Source organism: Streptococcus suis, from assembly GCF_046032535.1.
In the GTDB taxonomy this organism is placed as follows: domain Bacteria; phylum Bacillota; class Bacilli; order Lactobacillales; family Streptococcaceae; genus Streptococcus; species Streptococcus suis_AK.
The window spans coordinates 19112-38069 of sequence record NZ_JARQPL010000024.1 but is presented as its reverse complement, the minus strand read 5'-3'; the positions used below and the strand labels follow the sequence as shown (position 1 = coordinate 38069).

Sequence of the window (18958 nt, the reverse complement as noted above, 5' to 3'; positions counted from 1 at the left end):
TTTTTCTTATATTATACTCCTAAATACGAAGAAAAGCCCTTAGAAAATCAATTCTAAGGACTTTGTCTTCAGTCTGAGCACCAATTAGATTGGTGTTTTCTTGTTTAGAAAAGAATCGAAACCTATCAAGAAAGCATATAAAAATTCAGCCAGTTGACTGAATTTTTGGTATAATCTATTTTATGAAACTTCCACAATTTCTTTTTTTAGCCATTACAACTATTTTAGCTGTTTATTTTATGAATGCATCGATTTTGACAGGAGATTTCTTGATTGCAGGTATCTACGCCTTTATCGCCTATCGGAATCTTCATTTTGCTTACAAGGTGACTAAATTTATTCGTTTGGTGGAGAAGCAGACCAAGAAGTAAGGCTGATTTCTCCGCTGGAGATAATTTTTGCTTTGCCGTTATCTAACTGGATAACTAGGTTTCCTGTATCAGTAACAGCGATGGCAGTCCCCTTAAATTCAACTTGATTTTCTACAAAGCTCACTTGTTGGCCAACGACAAGTGATTTTTCTTTGTAAAGGGCAATTAGTTCCTTCTCATCGGTTTCTAAGAAGGCTTTCCAGATGGCAGTAATGAGTTGATTGCGGGTAAATGGTGGTTGCTCCTCGAAAAGATTTCCTGCAGATTGTTGTAGTTCCTTAGGGAAATCGTCTATGCGGACATTGATGCCGACACCGATAATGACATCGGTTACCCGTTGGTTTTCCATAGAAGAAATAGCCTCAGTGAGGATGCCAGCGACCTTTTTGTGTCCGAGATAGATGTCATTGACCCACTTGATTTGGACGTCCAAGTCGCAAAGGGATTGAATGGCCTTCACAACAGCAGCAGCAGCTAAAATGGTGTAGGGCTTAAATTCTAGAAAAGGAACATTGGGAGAGAGACGAAGCGACATATAAATGCCACCGGACTTGGAGGCATAAAAGGGTCTCCCAAATCGCCCCTTGGCTTTATTCTGATAGGGAGCTAGATAGAGGGCAGGGCTCGCATGACCTGCTTCGATACCTTGCTTGGCATCTAGCTGGGTCGAATCACTATCGGTATTGAGGTGGACAGGGAGTTGGAGCTCCTGCGAAATCAAATCTGGCAGCAGCAAATCCCCCTCGGCCAATTTGTAGCCACGATTGCGGGCTGCCTCAATAGTCAGACCATGTGCTTCCAACTGACGAATGGCTTTCCAAATGGAAGTCCGAGAAATCCCCAATTCCTGCGCTAAGTCTTCTCCGCTGATATAGTCTTCTTTTTCTTTTAAAAATAAATAAATCTTCTGGTAGGTTTTCATGTCTTCATTATAGCAAAAAAATGTTCTAAAACATGATATAATAGTTTATAAATAAGGAGGTTTTCATGAAGACACTTGATTACATCGTTAAACTGACCAATACACCGTCGCCAACTGGTTTTACGACGGATATTATGAATTACATCAAGGCAGAGGTTGAAAGTTTCGGCTATACTGCTAGTAAGACTGCTAAAGGTGGTGTTTTGGTGACAGTTCCTGGGGAAAATGACCAGGAACACCGCATGGTGACTGCTCACCTGGACACATTGGGGGCTATGGTGCGTGCAGTGAAGCCAGATGGCCGACTCAAAATGGATTTGGTGGGAGGATTTGGATATCCTTCTATTGAGGGAGAAAACTGCTTAATTCATTGTGCCAAGAATGGCAAGACCTTTACAGGTACCATTCTCATGCACCAGACCTCTGTCCATGTCTACCGAGATGCCAGCACCGCTGAGCGCAATCAGACCAATATGGAAATTCGTTTGGACGAAAAAGTGACCAATGCAGATGAAACTCGGGCCTTGGGTATTGAAGTCGGAGATTTTATATCATTTGATCCTCGGACTGTTGTGACTGAAACTGGCTTTATCAAGAGTCGTCACTTGGATGATAAGGTATCCGCAGCTATCTTGCTTCATCTTTTGAAAGTCTATAAGGAAGAGGGAGCGACCTTGCCTTATACGACACATTTCTATTTTTCAAACAATGAAGAAATCGGCTACGGTGCTAACTCTAGCATTCCAAGTCAGGTGGTTGAATATCTGGCGGTCGATATGGGGGCAATGGGAGATGATCAGCAAACTGACGAATACACAGTTTCTATCTGCGTAAAGGACGGCTCAGGTCCTTATCATTATGAGCTCCGTCAGCACTTGGTAGCCTTGGCTGAAAGAGATGGAATCCCTTATAAGCTGGACATTTATCCTTACTATGGCTCAGATGCTTCAGCTGCCATGCGGGCGGGTGCGGATGTCAAACATGCCCTGCTTGGTGCAGGAATCGAGTCTAGCCATTCCTACGAGCGGACCCATTTGGATTCGGTCCATGCGACTGAGCGAATGGTGGATGCCTACTTGAAATCAGCAATGGTAGACTAAGATGAATGAAAGCCGTTTTTTAGAGTTATTCAATGACTTGGATAAGGTCTTGCGTAAGGTCTGTGGAGTTGCGGATGGGGAATATGCAGATGTTGGTTCCATGCTAGCCAAAGCCAAGGAATTGACGCGACATAATCCCGTTGAGGCGAACTGGGATAAACTCTATGTAGCTCGTCAGTTGCGTAATCTCATGGTTCATGAGAAACGAACAGGTTTGAAGGAAGTAGCCCAACCTTCGCAGGAATTGATCACTGTTTTGGAAAAAGTGATAGCCCAGTACCAAGAACCGGTTACCATTGCCGACTATTTACAAAAGACCCAGAAAATTAAGCCGATTATTTTTGAGGCCAAGGACAAATTGATAAAGGCTTTAGAAATTGTGGAGCAAGAGCATTTTTCTAAGTTTCCTATTTTTTCTGACAAGGTTTATCAAGGCCTGGTTTCTGACAAGGGATTGACAAATTGGTTGGCCAAGGCAAGCAAGGAAACGGGCTCTATACGTGAAAAATTGGTGGAGGCTAGTCTTGAAGATGTACTAGCTTGTGAGGAAGATAGTATTCAGGTAATTATTCTGCCAATAACAGCCCATCTTTATCAGGTAATTAATCATTTTGAGGGGCGTAAGCGCACAACCGTCCTAGTCAGTCATCAGGTGAGTGGGAAGCTTCATTCGCCAGAGGATCTTGTTGGTATTGTCACAGCCCAGGACTTGGCAGAGATTTATGGAATGGTGGATTGATTGGAAAGGAGAAATCATGTCAACAAATCGTTTAGCCTGGGATGAGTATTTCGCGGCACAGGCGCTCTTGATTGCCAATCGGGCGACTTGTAAACGTGCTAAAGTCGGTGCTGTCTTGGTCAAGGACAACAAGGTTGTGGCAACAGGCTACAATGGATCGGTTTCAGGGACAGAGCATTGTTTGGATCAGGAATGCCTCATGATTGACGGTCATTGTGCTAGGACCTTACATGCGGAAGTCAATGCCATCTTGCAGGGAGCAGAGAGGGGTATTCCACATGGCTTTACAGCCTATGTGACCCATTTTCCATGCCTTAATTGCTCCAAGCAATTGTTACAGGTTGGTTGCCAACGGGTCGTCTATATCAATCAATACAGAATGGACGACTATGCCCAGTACTTGTATAGAGAAAAGGGCTGTGAGTTGGTTCATTTGCCTCTAGAGGTGGTTAAACAGGCAATTGCAGATGCCGAATTTATCTAGTAGTTTACGCAGCAGAGAGGGGTGTTTTGAGCAACCCTCTTTATTTTTAAGAAAATGCTAGGATAGTCGGTCAATCTATGCTATACTAGAAACGTTATTAAGTCCCGAAAAGGTAGTTTATAGACTAGTTAATATTTGCAGAAACACTTGAAACACAATTAAAGAAGCTGGTAACATTGAATAGTAAGCGTAAAAACTTTACTACACTTCAGTCACTATTTTCTTCAAATAAGGCTGATTTCATACAGTTTGGTATTGTCTTTCTCGTTGGGTATCTGGAAATTTTCCCTTGCTCAAGACAGGTGTCTTTCGCAAATAGGATTTCCCTTTGCTTAAGACAGTTGTCTTTTACAAAGAACTAGTCTTCGACTAGTTCTTTGTAACCTTAGTAACCCGCTAGGTTTCTAGCATATATTCTATTTTAAGGGGGACATTTTTATGTCAGAACGTAAGTTGTTTACGTCTGAATCTGTTTCGGAGGGGCATCCGGATAAGATTGCAGACCAGATTTCAGATGCCATTTTGGATGCTATTTTAGCAGAAGATCCAGATGCGCACGTAGCGGCGGAGACGGCTGTTTATACAGGCAGTGTTCATGTCTTTGGTGAAATTTCCACCACTGCCTATGTGGATATTAACCGTGTGGTACGTGATACGATTGCGGAGATTGGCTATACAAAAGGTGAGTATGGTTTTTCAGCCGAGTCGGTTGGGGTTCATCCGTCACTTGTAGAGCAATCGCCAGATATTGCCCAAGGCGTCAATGAAGCCTTGGAAACTCGTCAAGATGCTAGTCAAGATCCATTGGATTTGATTGGTGCAGGTGACCAGGGGCTCATGTTTGGTTTTGCAGTAGATGAAACGCCTGAACTTATGCCGTTGCCAATTTCACTTAGTCACAAATTGGTGCGTCGTTTGGCCGAGTTGAGAAAATCTGGTGAAATTGCTTATCTCCGTCCAGATGCTAAGTCACAGGTAACAGTTGAATACGATGAAGACAATCAACCTGTTCGTGTGGATACAGTCGTTATTTCGACCCAGCATGATCCAGAAGTTAGCCAGGAGCAAATTCGTCAGGATGTCATTGAACGTGTGATTAAGGAAATCATTCCAGCTCATTATCTGGATGACCAAACCAACTACTTTATCAACCCAACTGGTCGCTTTGTCATTGGCGGACCTCAAGGTGACTCTGGTTTGACAGGCCGTAAGATTATCGTTGATACCTATGGTGGTTATTCTCGTCATGGCGGCGGTGCCTTCTCTGGTAAGGATGCGACCAAAGTGGACCGTTCTGCATCTTATGCGGCACGCTACATCGCAAAAAATATCGTAGCTGCTGGTTTGGCTAAAAAGGCTGAGGTTCAATTGGCCTATGCTATCGGTGTTGCTCACCCAGTTTCAGTTCGCATTGATACCTTTGGTACAAGTACAGTAGCGGAAAGCAAACTAGAAGCAGCTGTTCGTCAGATTTTCGATTTGCGCCCAGCTGGTATTATTCAAATGTTAGATCTCAAACGTCCTATTTACAAGCAAACTGCCGCCTATGGACACATGGGACGTACCGATATTGATCTCCCATGGGAGAAATTGGACAAGGTAGAAGCCTTGAAAACTGCGTTACAAAAGATTAAGTAGGAACAGTTGCAAAACAGGAGACAGACTTGCCTCCTGTTTTTTTATATATCAAATAACTAGCATTTTACCACCCATTGTGGTAAAATGAAACGTATGCCTTTTTAGGCAAACTAAGAAAGTGAATGTTAGTATGAGAAAAATTGTAATTAATGGTGGAAAAACACTGAAAGGGTCGGTTACCGTTAGTGGTGCCAAAAACTCAGTTGTTGCTCTTATTCCGGCCATTATTCTTGCAGATGGGATTGTTACTCTGGACGGAGTACCTGCAATCTCGGATGTAGATAGCTTAGTTGATATTATGGAAACAATGGGCGCGACGGTCAAGCGTGATGGTGAAAGCTTGGAGATTGACCCTCGTGGTGTAAAAGACATGCCTATGCCATTTGGTAAAATTAATAGCTTGCGTGCATCCTACTATTTTTACGGTTCCCTCCTTGGTCGCTTTGGTCAAGCTGTTGTTGGCTTGCCAGGTGGTTGTGATTTGGGTCCGCGTCCGATTGATTTGCACTTGAAGGCCTTCGCAGCCATGGGTGCGAAAACAACCTATGAAGGTGAATATATGCGCTTGGCAACTAATGGTCAGCGTATTCAAGGGGCACATATCTTCATGGATGTTGTCAGCGTCGGTGCGACAATTAATACTATCTTAGCAGCTGTCAAAGCAGAAGGCCGTACAGTTATTGAAAATGCGGCGCGTGAACCTGAAATTATTGACGTGGCAACTTTGCTTAACAATATGGGGGCACGTATCCGTGGTGCGGGTACAGATATTATCACCATTGAAGGCGTAGACAGTCTAAAAGGAACACGTCATCAAGTGATTCCAGACCGTATTGAAGCAGGGACTTATATTGCCCTTGCTGCTGCTGTTGGTGAAGGTATTCGTATCGATAATGTCCTTTATGAACACTTAGAGAGTTACATCGCTAAGTTGGAAGAAATGGGTGTTCGCATGACCATTTCTGAAGATAGTATTTTTGTTGAAAAGCAAGAGAAATTGAAGGCGGTAAGTGTGAAAACTTCACCTTATCCAGGTTTTGCGACAGACTTGCAGCAACCCATTACACCTTTACTGCTTAAGGCAGAAGGGACTGGTACGATTGTTGATACGATTTATGAAAAACGTGTTGGTCATGTGCAGGAGCTTGCAAATCTTGGAGCAAAAATCTCTACTCGTAACAACCATATTGCCTTTGAAGGTCCAAATCAACTGACTGGTACATCTGTTAAAGCTACTGATTTGCGTGCGGGAGCCGCAATGGTTATCGCTGGTTTAATGGCTCAAGGGCGTACAGAAATTACAAACATTGAGTTTATTCTACGTGGTTACTCAAATATTATTGATAAGCTGACAGAATTAGGTGCAGATATTCAATTGATTGAGGATTAGAGAGTCTAATTGAGAACTACTTTCTCAAAAGGTAAACGATTTAAAAACAAAACAATCTGGGGCTGGGAGTAATTCTCAGCCCCTTGGGTACACTATGACACTTTGGACAAGACTAGCGAAGTTTGCTTGCTTTGAAACGGACCGTTTGTATTTACGACCATTTTCTTTTGAAGATGGAGAAAGTTTCTATGAAATTGTATCAAATCCTGAAAATCTTCCTTTTATCTTTCCAGCTTTGGAGGACAGAAATATTGCTTTTTCGACAATGGTTGAAAAATTTATGCGTTCACCATTGGGAAACTGGGCCTTAGTTGATAAGCATTCGGAGAGGATGATTGGTGCGCTTTGCTTTGAAAAGGTAGACGAACGTCAACTTTCTGCGGAGCTCAGCTATTTCCTAAAAAAAGACTACTGGAGAAGAGGTTTGATGACGGAAGCAGTGCGGACTTTAGTCTATCTAGCTTTTTATGAGTTTGGTCTGAGGGAGCTGGTTATTGTTACTCATGAGGAAAATGTGGCCAGTCAGATGGTGGCGAAAAAAGCTGGTTTGGTACAGGTTGCGCAGTATCGCGGAAGTGACCGCTATAGCCATAAAACAAGAAATTATCTAAAATTTAGCTTGAAGAAGACAGATTTTAAATTAGAAATGTATGAGGAGAATGAATGATTACCATTAAATCACAACGAGAAATTGATGCAATGAACCGTGCTGGAGATGTTCTGGCTGGTATTCATATTGGTTTGCGAGAGATTATCAAGCCAGGCGTGGACATGTGGGAAGTAGAGGAATATGTCCGTAAAACGTGTAAGGAAAAGAATGTTTTGCCACTCCAAATTGGTGTTGATGGAGAATTGATGGATTATCCTTATGCGACTTGTTGTGGATTAAATGACGAGGTCGCTCATGCCTTTCCGCGTCATTACAAACTTAAAGAAGGTGATTTACTGAAGGTCGATATGGTTTTGAGTGAGCCCTTAGACAAAGCGGTAATTGATGTTTCTAAGCTCAACTTTAATGATGTCAAGGCTATGAAGAAAATCACCCAGACCTATCGTGGTGGTTGTGCGGATTCCTGCTGGGCTTATGCGGTCGGTCAGGTCTCTGAGGAAGTTCAAAACTTGATGGATGTGACTAAGGAATGTTTGTATCGTGGTATCGAGCAAGCCGTTGTTGGTAATCGTATCGGTGATATTGGTGCAGCTATTCAAGAATATGCAGAAGGTTTGGGCTACGGTGTTGTTCGTGACTTGGTGGGTCACGGCGTTGGACCAACTTTCCATGAAGAGCCGATGGTTCCTCACTATGGAACTAAAGGGCGTGGACTCCGTTTGCGTGAGGGCATGGTTTTGACTATCGAGCCTATGATTAATACAGGGACTTGGGAAATCGATACGGATATGAAGACTGGTTGGGCTCACAAAACACTTGATGGTGGCTTATCTTGCCAATATGAGCATCAGTTTGTCATTACTAAGGATGGTCCAGTCATTTTGACGAGTCAAGGTGAAGAAGGGACCTATTAATTCTCGGAGAGGTCGTGAATAATAGGTGAATGAGGAAGGAGGAGAGAATGAAGAAAACCAAAATAGTTGAAGGTTTGAAAACATTCTGCTCAACCTTCTTTTCTTTTTATCGTTCTGCTGATAGCGATGTAACAAGTGTTGCGGTAGCTTACTATTTGTTAATTTCTATTTTCCCTATTCTTCTAACTCTCGCGAATTTACTGCCCTATTATCCATTTGATGTGGATATGATTTTATCGGTTGTAGCTGAATTTGTGCCAGACAAGCTCTATCCTTCGGTTTCATCTTTTATCACTTCCGTATTAACAAAGCCGTCGTCATCATGGTTAGGGATTTCAATTCTGACCACTCTTTGGACCCTGTCACGTAGTATGACCATTTTGCAGAAGACCTTTAATAAGGCTTATGGCATCAATGAACACCGTGATTTTATTATTGGGCACTTGATTGGCATATTTTTAGGAATTGGTCTGCAGGTAATTATCCTCTTAAGTATTACGCTTTTGACTTTCGGGCAGGCAGTTTTTTCTTATATTAATAAGCTGGTTCCTATTGAAGACGCCTGGCTGAAGGGACTTCTTAGTCAAACACAGTTAGTAGGTTTAATGGCTCTGTTTGCCGCTTTGGTTATGCTTTATTTCTTTTTGCCAAATGTTCGGATAAAAAAAGTTCGATATGTTTTTCCAGGAACCTTGTTTGTTCTGTTGACGATGACTTCTATTGGAAAGTTATTTTCGATTTATGTTGATAATTATGCCAATAAGTTGCTGGATTTTACAATAGTAACAGCTGTCGTCTTTCTTGTTTTTATGCTTTGGTTCATTTTTATGGCTCAGGTACTCATCGTTGGTGCAATGATTAATGCTACGGTTCAAAGTATGCAGGTAGAAGAGTTTCATGCCAGAGATGGGGATATTGTTTCTATCTTGAATAGGCTCAAGGCAAGATTTACAGCGATAGATAAAGAATGAGGTAGGAGAACTCCCACCTCATTTCTTATCTTTAAATACAAATAATTTACTTAAAACGTAGTTTAGGACAATAACTAAGACTTGCGAGAAAAGTGTCGCAATGGCATTGACCAGGTTGATGTTGTTATGTACAAATTGTCCAATCAATTGTGGATAGGCAGCTACAAGTATATAGGCTAAAGCCATATCCAAAACAAGAGTGACAATTCGAGCGGTAGTGAATTTGATGAGACGTTGTCCCCAGCCTGCTCTGGCTTGTTTGAAAACGAACCGGTCATTGGTCCAGAAGGCAAAGAGAATAGCGACAGCATTTGCCAGAAGGGTAACAAGGAGAATGGAAGGGATGACTAGAAATAGCCCCATTCGAGTAACCATATAGACAAGGGTAGCTGCAACCCCTGCAATTAAATAGAGGATGACTTCGTTGTTTATGAGTTGATAAAATAGTTTTTTCATAAGAACTAGTCTATCATTTTTTTTGAAAATGTGCTATACTAGACGACGTTGTTGAAAAAATCAATGACCCTTGGGGCTTGCTCACTTTACCCAAGCATATTTCAAGCTTTTTGCTAAAGGAGAATTTTTATGAATACATCTAAATGGACTGCCAGAGATATGGCAGAGATTGCGCTTGTCGCTGCCGTCTATGTAGCTTTGACCTTGACACCGCCCTTGAATGCTATTTCCTTCGGAGCTGTTCAGTTCCGCTTGTCAGAAATGCTCAATTTTTTGGCTTTTTATAATCGCAAGTATATCATCGCTGTGACCATCGGCTGTATGATTTCAAACTTGATAGGATTTGGGGTCATTGACCTTTTTGTAGGAGGCTTTTCAACCCTTGTCTTTGTTACTCTTGGGGTTATCCTCTTTGAAAAATACAAGAATGACTACCTCTTCGGTGGCTTGTTTAATAAGGCATTCTTTTATTTCTCATTCTTTTTTGCGGCGACCATGTTTACCATCGCCTTGGAATTGAAATTCTTGTATCAATCACCATTCTTCTTGACCTGGTTGACAACAGCAGGTGGAGAACTGCTTTCCTTGCTAGTTGGTGCAGTAGTGATTGATAAGCTATCGAAAAAAATCAATTTCGAGAGATAAGTTTCAGAGATAAATGTGAGCAGACACCTTCGGGTGTCTTTTTTACTTAATATTTTGTATTGGCTGACAAATAGGGTATACTGGAACTAGAAAATACAGGAGGTCTTTTTATGAAGACATATCAACTAGCAAATGGTGTGACCATTCCAAAAATTGGTTTTGGGACTTGGCAAATTCCTGACGGTGAAGAGGCTCATCGTTCGGTGCTTTATGCCTTGGAAGCGGGCTACCGTCATATTGACACAGCTCAGATTTATGGCAATGAAGCCAGTGTCGGTCAAGCCATTGCGGACAGTAGTGTGGCACGGGAGGATATTTTCCTAACGACAAAAGTTTGGAATGACAAGGTTGGCTATGAGGACACCTTGGTGTCTGTTGAGGAGTCCATGAAGAAATTGCAGGTGGACTATCTGGACTTGCTTTTAATCCACTGGCCCAATCCACAGGCTATTCGTGACGGCATCGGCTGGAAGGAGCGCAATGCTCAGGTCTGGAAAGCCATGGAAGAGCTCTATCATTCAGGAAAGGTCAAAGCCATCGGAGTTTCGAATTTTATGGAACATCACCTGGAAGGCTTGTTGGAAACGGCTGAAATCACACCCATGGTCAACCAGATTATGTTGGCACCCGGTACTCCACAGTCAGAATTAGTAGCCTACTGCAAAGCCAAAGGCATTCTCTTGGAGGCCTATAGCCCATTTGGTACAGGAACACTTTTCCAAAGTCAAGAAGCAGCAGAACTAGCTAAAGAAGCAGGCTGCAGCGTGGCCCAGCTGGCATTGGCTTGGTCTTTAGATAAGGGCTTTCTACCATTACCAAAATCAACCAGCCCAGAAAATATCCAGGCTAATTTGGACATAGAGGATTTGGTTATCAGTCCAGAAGCCGTGGCCCAGTTGGACAACTTATCAGGCCTAAAAGGACAGTTGGATCCAGACTTGGCAGAGTTTTAAGATGAAAAGTGAAAGTATGTGTAGCTCACATGCTTTTTCTATTGTGGTAATTTACAACGCTTTCATGCTATAATAGTAGCTATGGAAGAAAAATATTTGAAAATTGCTCAGGAATTGGGCGTTAGTTTAAAACAGATTGATACGGTCTTGGCTTTGACAGCTGAAGGCAACACCATTCCCTTTATTGCTCGTTATCGGAAGGATGTGACGGGGAACTTGGACGAGGTGGTCATCAAGTCCATCATCGTTCGGGATAAGGCCTTGACTGCTCTTGCTGACCGTAAGGCTACTGTCCTTGCCAAGATTGAAGAACAAGGTAAATTAACAGACCAGCTCCGTCAGGCTATCGAGGAAGCGGAAAAGTTGGCAGATGTGGAAGAACTCTACCTGCCTTATAAGGAAAAACGTCGGACCAAGGCAACGCTGGCGCGTGAGGCAGGACTTTTCCCACTGGCACGTCTGATTTTGCAGAATGTGGCTGACTTGGAAGAACAGGCTGCAGGTTTTATCTGCGAAGGCTTTGACACTGCCCAGGCTTGTTTGGCTGGGGCTGTGGATATTTTGGTCGAAGCTATCTCAGAAGACAATAAACTTCGGGCCTGGGTCTACCATGAAGTACAGACCAATTCAAGCCTTACTTCAGAGCTAAAAGATCAAGAAGCAGATGAAAAAGAAGTCTTTCAGATTTATTATGATTTCTCTGAGAAGGTGGCAAAAATGCAGGGTTATAAGACTTTGGCCATCAATCGTGGGGAGAAATTAGGCATTCTCAAGGTTTCTTTTGAACACAATGTGGATAAAATGATTCGCTTCTTTGAGCTACGGTTTCCACAGTCCAATAGCTACATCAAGGATGTCATTCAGCAGGCCATCAAGAAGAAAATTTTGCCTGCTATGGAGCGTCGGATTCGGACAGAATTGACGGAAGAAGCAGAAGAAGGAGCTATCCAGCTCTTCTCTAAAAACCTACGAAATCTGCTTCTTGTATCTCCCCTCAAAGGCAAGGTTGTTCTTGGTTTTGACCCTGCCTTTCGAACAGGGGCTAAGCTGGCGGTTGTGGACCAAACAGGCAAACTCTTGACAACCCAGGTCATCTATCCAGTTGAGCCGGCTGGACAGCGTCAAATTGCCCAGGCCAAGAAAGACTTGGCAGACTTGATTGGGCAATACCAAGTGGAAATCATTGCTATCGGAAATGGAACGGCCAGCCGTGAATCGGAGGCTTTCGTCGCTGATTTGCTCAAGGATTTCCCAGAAGTTTCTTACATCATCGTCAATGAAAGCGGAGCTTCTGTCTACTCAGCTTCTGAACTGGCTCGATATGAGTTCCCAGACCTCCCCGTCGAAAAACGCTCTGCCATTTCCATCGCCCGCCGCCTGCAAGACCCTCTGGCTGAGCTGGTCAAAATCGATCCCAAGTCGATCGGTGTCGGCCAGTACCAGCACGATGTCAACCAGAAATCTCTGTCTGAAAGTCTGGATTTTGTGGTTGATACGGTGGTCAACCAAGTCGGGGTCAACGTCAATACGGCCAGTCCTGCCCTTTTGGCTCACGTGGCTGGTCTCAACAAGACCATTTCGGAGAATATCGTCAAGTACCGCGAGGAAAATGGTGCCCTGACCTCGCGCCAGCAGCTCAAAAAGGTGCCTCGTCTGGGTGACAAGGCCTTTGAGCAGGCAGCTGGTTTCTTGCGCATCCCAGATGCGACTAACTTTTTGGACAATACTGGCGTGCACCCCGAGTCTTACAAGGCTGTGGAAAACCTGTTAGAACTTCTAGCTATTGACCACTTAGATGAGGCTGCGCAGGAAAAATTGAAGCAGGTGGCTATCGCAGATACGGCAGAAAAAATCGGTGTCGGTCAGGAAACCTTGAAGGACATCATCGCAGACTTGCTCAAACCAGGTCGTGATTTGCGGGATGACTTTGAAGCACCAGTTCTTCGTCAAGATGTCTTGGATGTTAAGGACCTGGTAGTCGGACAGGAATTGCAGGGTACAGTCCGCAATATTGTGGACTTTGGAGCCTTTGTGGACATCGGTGTCCATGAAGATGGCTTGGTTCACATTTCACGCATGGTCAAACGCAAACGGGATAAGAATGGACGCCAACAAGCTTTACCTCATCCTAGCGAAGTCCTCGCTGTTGGGGAAATCGTTACTGTCTGGGTGGTTGAAGTGGACATCAAACGCAACCGTATCGGTCTTAGCCTTTTGAAACCAAATGGATCTGAATAAGTATGTGCAAGAAGTCTCCCTGCAAGACTTCGGTAAGGAATTTCGGCATGTAGCAATCTGGAACAGGCGATTGCGGTCAACAGGTGGGCGCTTTTTTCCAAAAGATGGTCACTTGGATTTCAATCCCAAGCACTTGGAGGAGCAAGGCTTAGAAGTCTTTCGGAAGATTGTCCGCCACGAGCTCTGCCATTACCATCTCTACTTTGAGAAAAAAGGCTATCGGCACGGAGACAGGGATTTCAAGGAACTGTTAGTTGCGGTGGACGGCCTGCGCTATGCTCCCAAGCTAGAACAAGCTACCAAGCCAAGCCTGCTGTATACCTGTCAGTCCTGTGGACAAGTCTACCAGCGCAAGCGCCGCATTGACCTAAAAAAATACCGATGTGGGAAGTGTAGGGGAAAACTTACTTTGAAAGAATAGAGAATCAGTCTTCGGGCTGATTTTTTTGGTGGGGATTGTGATATACTAGAATAGAATCGAGGTGAGTCTATGACGCAAAAGAGAGAAGAACGCTTAATTGAGTTATATGAAAAAGGTGTCTTGACCAAGGAAGAGGCGCGTGCCTGTTTTAAGGAAATGAACCAAGAACCTGACTTTCTTTTCGTGGAAGAAAAAGAAAAATTGAATTTTACCTTGCCAATTTTTAAAGTATTTGCCTCTTCTAAGTTGAAGCAAGCCTATACATTTGAAGGGATTGAGTCGCTATTTTTAAAACTTTCTGAAGGGCGGCTGACCTTTACAAAATCCAAGAACAATCAGCTTGGTGTGGAAATTTGTTACAATCAGGATGCACCAGAAGATAGACTTCCTCATCTTTATGTAGAAAAAAAATGTCTCTATTTTAGCAGTGGCTTGGCCTGTCATTTGACAATCAGCTTACCACAGGAATGGATGTCCGTATTGGACTTGGAGTTGGGGCAGGCCGATGCTCGCTTGGATTACTTACCATTTGAAGATATTTCTATCCGCAGTTCAAGGGATAAAAAACAACAGGATATTCGCTTGACGACTTGCGGTGGTTATCCCCAACACTTGTATGTGCAACTAGCTCAGGCTCCCTTGACTTTACAAACTGGCAAAGGCCAGGGAATTCGGGGGCAGATTGAGTCGCAATCTGGTCATGTCTTGGTTAACCGGAAAAAGAAAAATAGTCCCTATCAGTTTGAAAAATCTGGCAATGATTTACTTTTCTTGAAGGTACAAACAGGTCAAGGGGGCTTTTACATGAAAGGAATAAAAGATGTCAATTGAATTGTATAAAGTAAGGCAGGGGAAGATAGTATCTGGGGTTCTTGCCGGCATAGCGCATAAATTGGGCTGGGAATCCTGGGTAACACGCGCGATATTTATTGCAGGTCTCCTCTTAGGCAAATCCTTCCTCCTTCTGATTGCTCTCTATATTGCAGCAGCTTATTTTTTACCTTATAAGGAAGATAGAGACGCGGAACGCTATGGAACAGGTCCACGTAAGATAAAAGAAGCGGAAAAGATAAATAAGTCTTGGTTTGAATAATGCAAAAAAACTTGAGTTTAAAGGCTCAAGTTTTTTTGTATGCTTATACTCAATGAAAATCAAAAGTAGCCTAGGAAACGAAGTCGAAGATAGAACTCTGTTACTATCTTATTTCAAGGTAACAGGCTGAAAACCTCCACTGGAGCTTTTCACTCATCAAGGCAAGTTGACAACGGATAATTTTGATTTTCGAAGAGTATTAGTTTGTGTGACTTGCGATGATGTCCATTTGGCCTGTAAATGTCCAGTCTGTCACATTGGCTGGTAAGATAAAGTGGCTTCCTTTTTGAAGTGGGTAGCTGGTTTCACCGACTTGGATGGCACCTTCCCCTTCAATGACACTGACAAGCAGGTAAGGAACTGTCTGTTCCATTTTAATTTCTTGTTGGATATTCCATTTATATACGGTAAAGAAGGGATTGGCAACCAGAAGTGTCGAGTCAAGATTGCCCGCTTTGAGGTGGGCAGGTGTTGAGTTAGCAACAGGTCCGATGGTCAGTACATCAATCGATTTCTCAATGTGTAGTTCACGGAGGTTGCCTGCGTCGTCACGGCGGTCAAAGTCATAGACACGGTAGGTTGTATCACTAGATTGTTGGGTTTCTAAAATAAGGATTCCTTTACCGATGGCGTGCATGGTGCCGCTTGGTACAAAGAAGAAATCACCCTTTTTGACGGGTACATGGGTTAACAACTTGTCCCAATCTCCGGCTTCGATTTGCTGACGGAGTTCTTTTTTGGATTGGGCATTGTGACCATAAATGATTTCAGATCCGTCTTCGGCTTCCAAAATGTACCAACATTCTGTCTTGCCCAGTTCCCCTTCGTGAGCCAAGCCATAGCTATCATCGGGATGAACTTGGACGCTAAGCCAATCGTCTGCATCAAGGATTTTTGTTAATAATGGAAAGACATCATCTGTTGGATTGCCAAATAAATGTTTTTCATTCTTATAGAGGTCATCTAGTCCTCTTCCTTTAAATTGACCGTTTGAGACAGTAGTTACGCCATTTGGATGGGCAGAAATAGCCCAGCATTCACCAGTCTTATCACTAGGAATGTCGTAGTGGTAGTTGGTCCTTAAGCGATTGCCCCCCCAAATTTTTTCGTGCATAACAGGTGTGAGAAATAATGGTTCCATGATGTTCTCCTTAATAGTAAGTATTAATCTATATATAGTATAACAGATTTGTCAAAAATATGTAGCAATGGAAGAGAAGTGCATTTAATCTGTGGAAGTTTTGCTAATTTTGTGAGAAAAAGGAAGAAACTCATTCTTTTTACCAAATCAGCCACTTGTTTTTCCACCAACCCCTAGCTTATGGTATAATATAATAAAACTGAAAGTGAGGGAAGAAATGACCGTTTATGTGAAAGATTTGGTCGATAATCTGCGGATTGAATGTGCTTACAGTACGGAAGAGCTCCTGCAAAAGCAAATTACGACGGCAGATATTACCCGACCAGGATTGGAAATGACTGGCTATTTTGATTACTATGCTCCAGAGCGCATCCAGTTGATGGGGATGAAGGAGTGGTCTTATTTGATGGCCATGACTGCCCATAACCGCTATCAGGTTCTTTCTCAGATGTTCCAGCCAGAAACCCCTGTTGTCATAGTGGCACGTGGCTTGGAAATCCCTGAGGAGATGTACAAGGCTGCAAAAGAAAAACAAATTGCTATCTGCCGAAGCAAGACAGCAACCAGTCGTCTATCGGGAGAATTGTCTTCTTACTTGGATAGTCGCCTGGCTCAGCGGACGAGTGTACACGGTGTCTTGATGGACATTTACGGAATGGGTGTGCTTATCCAGGGTGATTCTGGTATCGGTAAGAGTGAGACTGGTCTTGAGTTGGTTAAACGAGGACACCGATTGGTGGCTGACGACCGTGTTGATGTCTATGCAAAAGACGATGTTACTCTCTGGGGTGAACCTGCGGAAATTCTGCGCCACTTATTAGAGATTCGAGGAGTCGGCATTATCGATATCATGAGTCTATACGGTGCTAGTGCCGTGAAAGATTCATCAGAAGTGCAATTAGCTGTCTATCTTGAAAATTTTGAAACAGGTAAGGTATTTGACCGTTTGGGAAATTCAGGCGATACTATCGAAATAGCAGGAATTGCTATTCCACAAATACGTATTCCTGTAAAAACCGGTCGAAATATTTCTGTCGTAATTGAAGCAGCAGCCATGAACTACCGTGCCAAACAGATGGGGTTTGATGCAACGAAGATCTTCGAAGAACGCTTGTCTAATTTAATTGAACACAATAGAGAAGAGGCTTAATATGGATCCTATTGCAATTAAATTAGGGCCCTTAGAAATTCGTTGGTATGCAATCTGCATTTTGCTTGGTCTGATTCTAGGTGTTTATCTGGCGACAAAAGAGGGTCCGCGAAAGAAAATTCGTCAGGATGATATTTTAGATTTTATCCTAATCGCATTTCCGCTTTCTATTATAGGGGCACGGATTTACTACGTCGCCTTTTCATGGAGTGAATATAAGGATAACATTTTATCTATCTTTGCTATCTGGAACGGTGGTATTGCCATCTATGGTGGTTTGATTACAGGTGCAATCGTCCTTTATTTCTTTACCCAGTATCGCTTTATTAATACCCTGGATTTTTTGGATATTGTAGCGCCATCGGTCATGATTGCTCAGGCAATAGGTCGTTGGGGAAATTTCTTTAACCAAGAGGCCTATGGTAAAGCAGTAGAAAGTTTGAACTACCTGCCAGCCTTTATCCGAGACCAGATGTATATTGATGGTGCCTACCGTCAACCAACCTTCTTGTTTGAGTCTCTCTGGAATTTGCTAGGCTTTGGCTTGGTTTGTGTGTTACGTAGACGGCCAAAATTCCTTAAACAGGGAGAAATTGCAGCTTTCTACCTAGTCTGGTATGGTTGTGGTCGCCTTTTGATAGAAGGCTTGCGGACGGACAGCCTCATGTTCTTGGGAATACGTGTTTCACAATGGCTATCTGGGGTGTTAATCCTCGTTGGTATTGTCATGGTTGTTTTGCGGAGAAGAAAGTCTTCTATTCCATTCTATCAACCCTAAAGGAGAAGATATGATTATTGAAATTTCTGTCTTGATTATTGCCTTGTCGATCGCGGCGGTGGCAGTATATATTGTTTTGTTGTTGAAAAAATTGGGTACGGTGACAGATGAAGCCCAGCAAACGCTTAAGGTCTTGACCAGCGATGTCAATGTGACTCTCTATCAGACCAACGAGCTTTTGGCTAAAACCAATGTTCTGGTGGAAGATGTCAATGGTAAGGTTTCGACCCTTGATCCTCTTTTTGTAGCGGTAGCTGACTTGTCAACTTCTGTATCTGATTTGAATGCTTCAGCGCGTGATTTGACAGTCAAAGCTAAGTCTGCTGGAGCAAGTACTGTAAAAGCCGGCGGAGCTCTTTCAGCTCTGTCAACTCTCTCATCTCTCTTAGGTAAGAAAGGAGAAAAAAATGGTAAAAAAATCTAGTAGCGTATGGACTAGCCTTTTGTTAGGGGCAGCAGGCGGAGCTGCTGCAGCTGCTTTTCTAGCAAGTAAAACTGGTAAAACAGTCAAAGAAAAAGTTGTAAACTTTGCTAATGACTATAAAGAAAACCATGAAGAAATCAATGCTGATTTTGTCACTAAGGCACAAGATTTAGGCAAACAAGCGACTGAACGATTTACCGAAGTAAAAACTCAACTTGAAACTGGTGAATTGACAGTAGAAGATTTGGTCAAGTCTGGTAAGGAAAAATCCTTGGAAACCTTTGAGCAAATCAAGGAAAAAATTGCGGAACAAAACTTGTCAACGGCTGACATTTTGGAAGCTATCAAGGCAAAAACTGCAAAAGCTCCGACAGTAGATTTAACAGAAGAAGATATTGAGGATGCTGTAGTTGTGTCTGAAGATATTGAAATTGATATCGAAGATGTTCAAACTGAAGTGGTATCAGAGACTGTTTCAGAAGTAGCAAGCGAAACTGCTTCAGAAACGATTGTAGGATAA

General features: G+C 43.0%; 22 protein-coding genes and 1 riboswitch. Of the genes, 19 read left to right on the top strand and 3 right to left on the bottom strand.

Going from position 1 to position 18958, the window contains the following annotated elements; translation table 11 throughout:
- Positions 1-182: 182 nt before the first annotated feature.
- Positions 183-371 carry a DUF3272 domain-containing protein gene (locus P7J58_RS07940; protein WP_002936839.1) on the top strand — a complete coding sequence of 63 codons (189 nt, stop codon included), beginning with the start codon at positions 183-185 and terminating at the stop codon, positions 369-371.
- On the opposite strand, the gene birA is transcribed toward P7J58_RS07940, so the two are convergent.
- Positions 337-1293: a bifunctional biotin--[acetyl-CoA-carboxylase] ligase/biotin operon repressor BirA gene (gene birA / locus P7J58_RS07935; RefSeq protein ID WP_408556087.1), complete on the bottom strand. Its 957-nt coding sequence runs from the start codon at positions 1291-1293 to the stop codon at positions 337-339. The two genes, P7J58_RS07940 and birA, sit on opposite strands and share 35 nt — an antisense overlap.
- Positions 1294-1358: 65 nt before the next feature.
- On the opposite strand from birA, the gene P7J58_RS07930 reads away from it, so the two are divergent.
- The 8 genes from P7J58_RS07930 to P7J58_RS07895 all read left to right on the top strand — a co-directional run bounded on the left by P7J58_RS07930 (position 1359) and on the right by P7J58_RS07895 (position 9139).
- A complete protein-coding gene (locus P7J58_RS07930; protein ID WP_408556086.1) occupies positions 1359-2393 on the top strand; it encodes a M42 family metallopeptidase in 1035 nt (344 codons plus the stop codon).
- A 1-nt stretch (position 2394) separates the two neighbouring features.
- Positions 2395-3132: a hypothetical protein gene (locus P7J58_RS07925; protein ID WP_408556085.1), complete on the top strand. Its 738-nt coding sequence runs from the start codon at positions 2395-2397 to the stop codon at positions 3130-3132.
- Positions 3133-3148: 16 nt separating this feature from the next.
- Complete coding sequence (locus tag P7J58_RS07920; RefSeq protein ID WP_408556084.1) at positions 3149-3616, top strand: deoxycytidylate deaminase; 468 nt, start codon at positions 3149-3151, stop codon at positions 3614-3616.
- Positions 3617-4054: 438 nt separating this feature from the next.
- On the top strand, positions 4055-5254 hold the full coding sequence (gene metK / locus P7J58_RS07915; RefSeq protein WP_029179935.1) for a methionine adenosyltransferase: 1200 nt from the start codon (positions 4055-4057) through the stop codon (positions 5252-5254).
- A 130-nt stretch (positions 5255-5384) separates the two neighbouring features.
- Positions 5385-6644, top strand: coding sequence for a UDP-N-acetylglucosamine 1-carboxyvinyltransferase (locus tag P7J58_RS07910; protein WP_408556083.1), 1260 nt, complete (start codon positions 5385-5387; stop codon positions 6642-6644).
- A 94-nt stretch (positions 6645-6738) separates the two neighbouring features.
- Positions 6739-7311: a GNAT family N-acetyltransferase gene (locus P7J58_RS07905; protein WP_029187179.1), complete on the top strand. Its 573-nt coding sequence runs from the start codon at positions 6739-6741 to the stop codon at positions 7309-7311.
- Entirely contained in the window at positions 7308-8168 is an 861-nt protein-coding gene (locus P7J58_RS07900; protein WP_024384998.1) for a methionyl aminopeptidase, read from the top strand. The genes P7J58_RS07905 and P7J58_RS07900 overlap by 4 nt, the downstream gene beginning before the upstream one ends.
- Before the next feature lie 47 nt (positions 8169-8215).
- A complete protein-coding gene (locus P7J58_RS07895; protein WP_408556082.1) occupies positions 8216-9139 on the top strand; it encodes a YihY/virulence factor BrkB family protein in 924 nt (307 codons plus the stop codon).
- An 18-nt stretch (positions 9140-9157) separates the two neighbouring features.
- Here the strand turns inward: P7J58_RS07895 and P7J58_RS07890 are convergent, their stop codons facing one another.
- Positions 9158-9595, bottom strand: a complete 438-nt coding sequence (locus tag P7J58_RS07890) for a GtrA family protein (RefSeq protein ID WP_398582230.1) — start codon at positions 9593-9595, stop codon at positions 9158-9160.
- A gap of 29 nt (positions 9596-9624) precedes the next feature.
- Positions 9625-9727: riboswitch (PreQ1 riboswitch) on the top strand.
- Between P7J58_RS07890 and P7J58_RS07885 the strand changes: the two genes are divergently transcribed.
- The 6 genes from P7J58_RS07885 to P7J58_RS07860 all read left to right on the top strand — a co-directional run bounded on the left by P7J58_RS07885 (position 9725) and on the right by P7J58_RS07860 (position 14945).
- Positions 9725-10240, top strand: coding sequence for a QueT transporter family protein (locus P7J58_RS07885; protein ID WP_408556081.1), 516 nt, complete (start codon positions 9725-9727; stop codon positions 10238-10240). It overlaps the preceding riboswitch by 3 nt.
- A gap of 110 nt (positions 10241-10350) precedes the next feature.
- Positions 10351-11193 carry an aldo/keto reductase gene (locus P7J58_RS07880; RefSeq protein ID WP_408556080.1) on the top strand — a complete coding sequence of 281 codons (843 nt, stop codon included), beginning with the start codon at positions 10351-10353 and terminating at the stop codon, positions 11191-11193.
- Positions 11194-11274: 81 nt separating this feature from the next.
- Positions 11275-13431 carry a Tex family protein gene (locus P7J58_RS07875; RefSeq protein ID WP_408556079.1) on the top strand — a complete coding sequence of 719 codons (2157 nt, stop codon included), beginning with the start codon at positions 11275-11277 and terminating at the stop codon, positions 13429-13431.
- A complete protein-coding gene (locus tag P7J58_RS07870; RefSeq protein ID WP_408556078.1) occupies positions 13418-13852 on the top strand; it encodes a SprT family protein in 435 nt (144 codons plus the stop codon). Before P7J58_RS07875 ends, P7J58_RS07870 begins: the two co-directional genes overlap by 14 nt.
- 69 nt (positions 13853-13921) lie before the next feature.
- Positions 13922-14683 carry a hypothetical protein gene (locus tag P7J58_RS07865; RefSeq protein WP_408556077.1) on the top strand — a complete coding sequence of 254 codons (762 nt, stop codon included), beginning with the start codon at positions 13922-13924 and terminating at the stop codon, positions 14681-14683.
- The gene (locus P7J58_RS07860) at positions 14673-14945 is read left to right on the top strand and encodes a PspC domain-containing protein (protein ID WP_002936774.1); all 273 of its coding nucleotides are present in this window, start codon (positions 14673-14675) and stop codon (positions 14943-14945) included. The genes P7J58_RS07865 and P7J58_RS07860 overlap by 11 nt, the downstream gene beginning before the upstream one ends.
- Positions 14946-15144: 199 nt before the next feature.
- Here P7J58_RS07860 and manA read toward each other — a convergent pair whose 3' ends face one another.
- A complete protein-coding gene (gene manA, locus P7J58_RS07855) occupies positions 15145-16086 on the bottom strand; it encodes a mannose-6-phosphate isomerase, class I (RefSeq protein ID WP_408556076.1) in 942 nt (313 codons plus the stop codon).
- Between the two features lie 217 nt (positions 16087-16303).
- Between manA and hprK the strand changes: the two genes are divergently transcribed.
- From hprK to P7J58_RS07835, 4 genes are read left to right on the top strand one after another with little or no spacing between them, the layout of a single operon-like run.
- The gene (gene hprK / locus P7J58_RS07850) at positions 16304-17236 is read left to right on the top strand and encodes an HPr(Ser) kinase/phosphatase (RefSeq protein WP_024376742.1); all 933 of its coding nucleotides are present in this window, start codon (positions 16304-16306) and stop codon (positions 17234-17236) included.
- Between the two features lies 1 nt (position 17237).
- On the top strand, positions 17238-18014 hold the full coding sequence (lgt, locus tag P7J58_RS07845) for a prolipoprotein diacylglyceryl transferase (protein ID WP_248039137.1): 777 nt from the start codon (positions 17238-17240) through the stop codon (positions 18012-18014).
- Positions 18015-18027: 13 nt separating this feature from the next.
- Positions 18028-18438 carry a DUF948 domain-containing protein gene (locus P7J58_RS07840; RefSeq protein ID WP_024376744.1) on the top strand — a complete coding sequence of 137 codons (411 nt, stop codon included), beginning with the start codon at positions 18028-18030 and terminating at the stop codon, positions 18436-18438.
- Positions 18422-18958 (top strand): YtxH domain-containing protein, encoded by a 537-nt coding sequence (locus tag P7J58_RS07835; RefSeq protein ID WP_408556075.1) that lies wholly within the window; start codon positions 18422-18424, stop codon positions 18956-18958. The genes P7J58_RS07840 and P7J58_RS07835 overlap by 17 nt, the downstream gene beginning before the upstream one ends.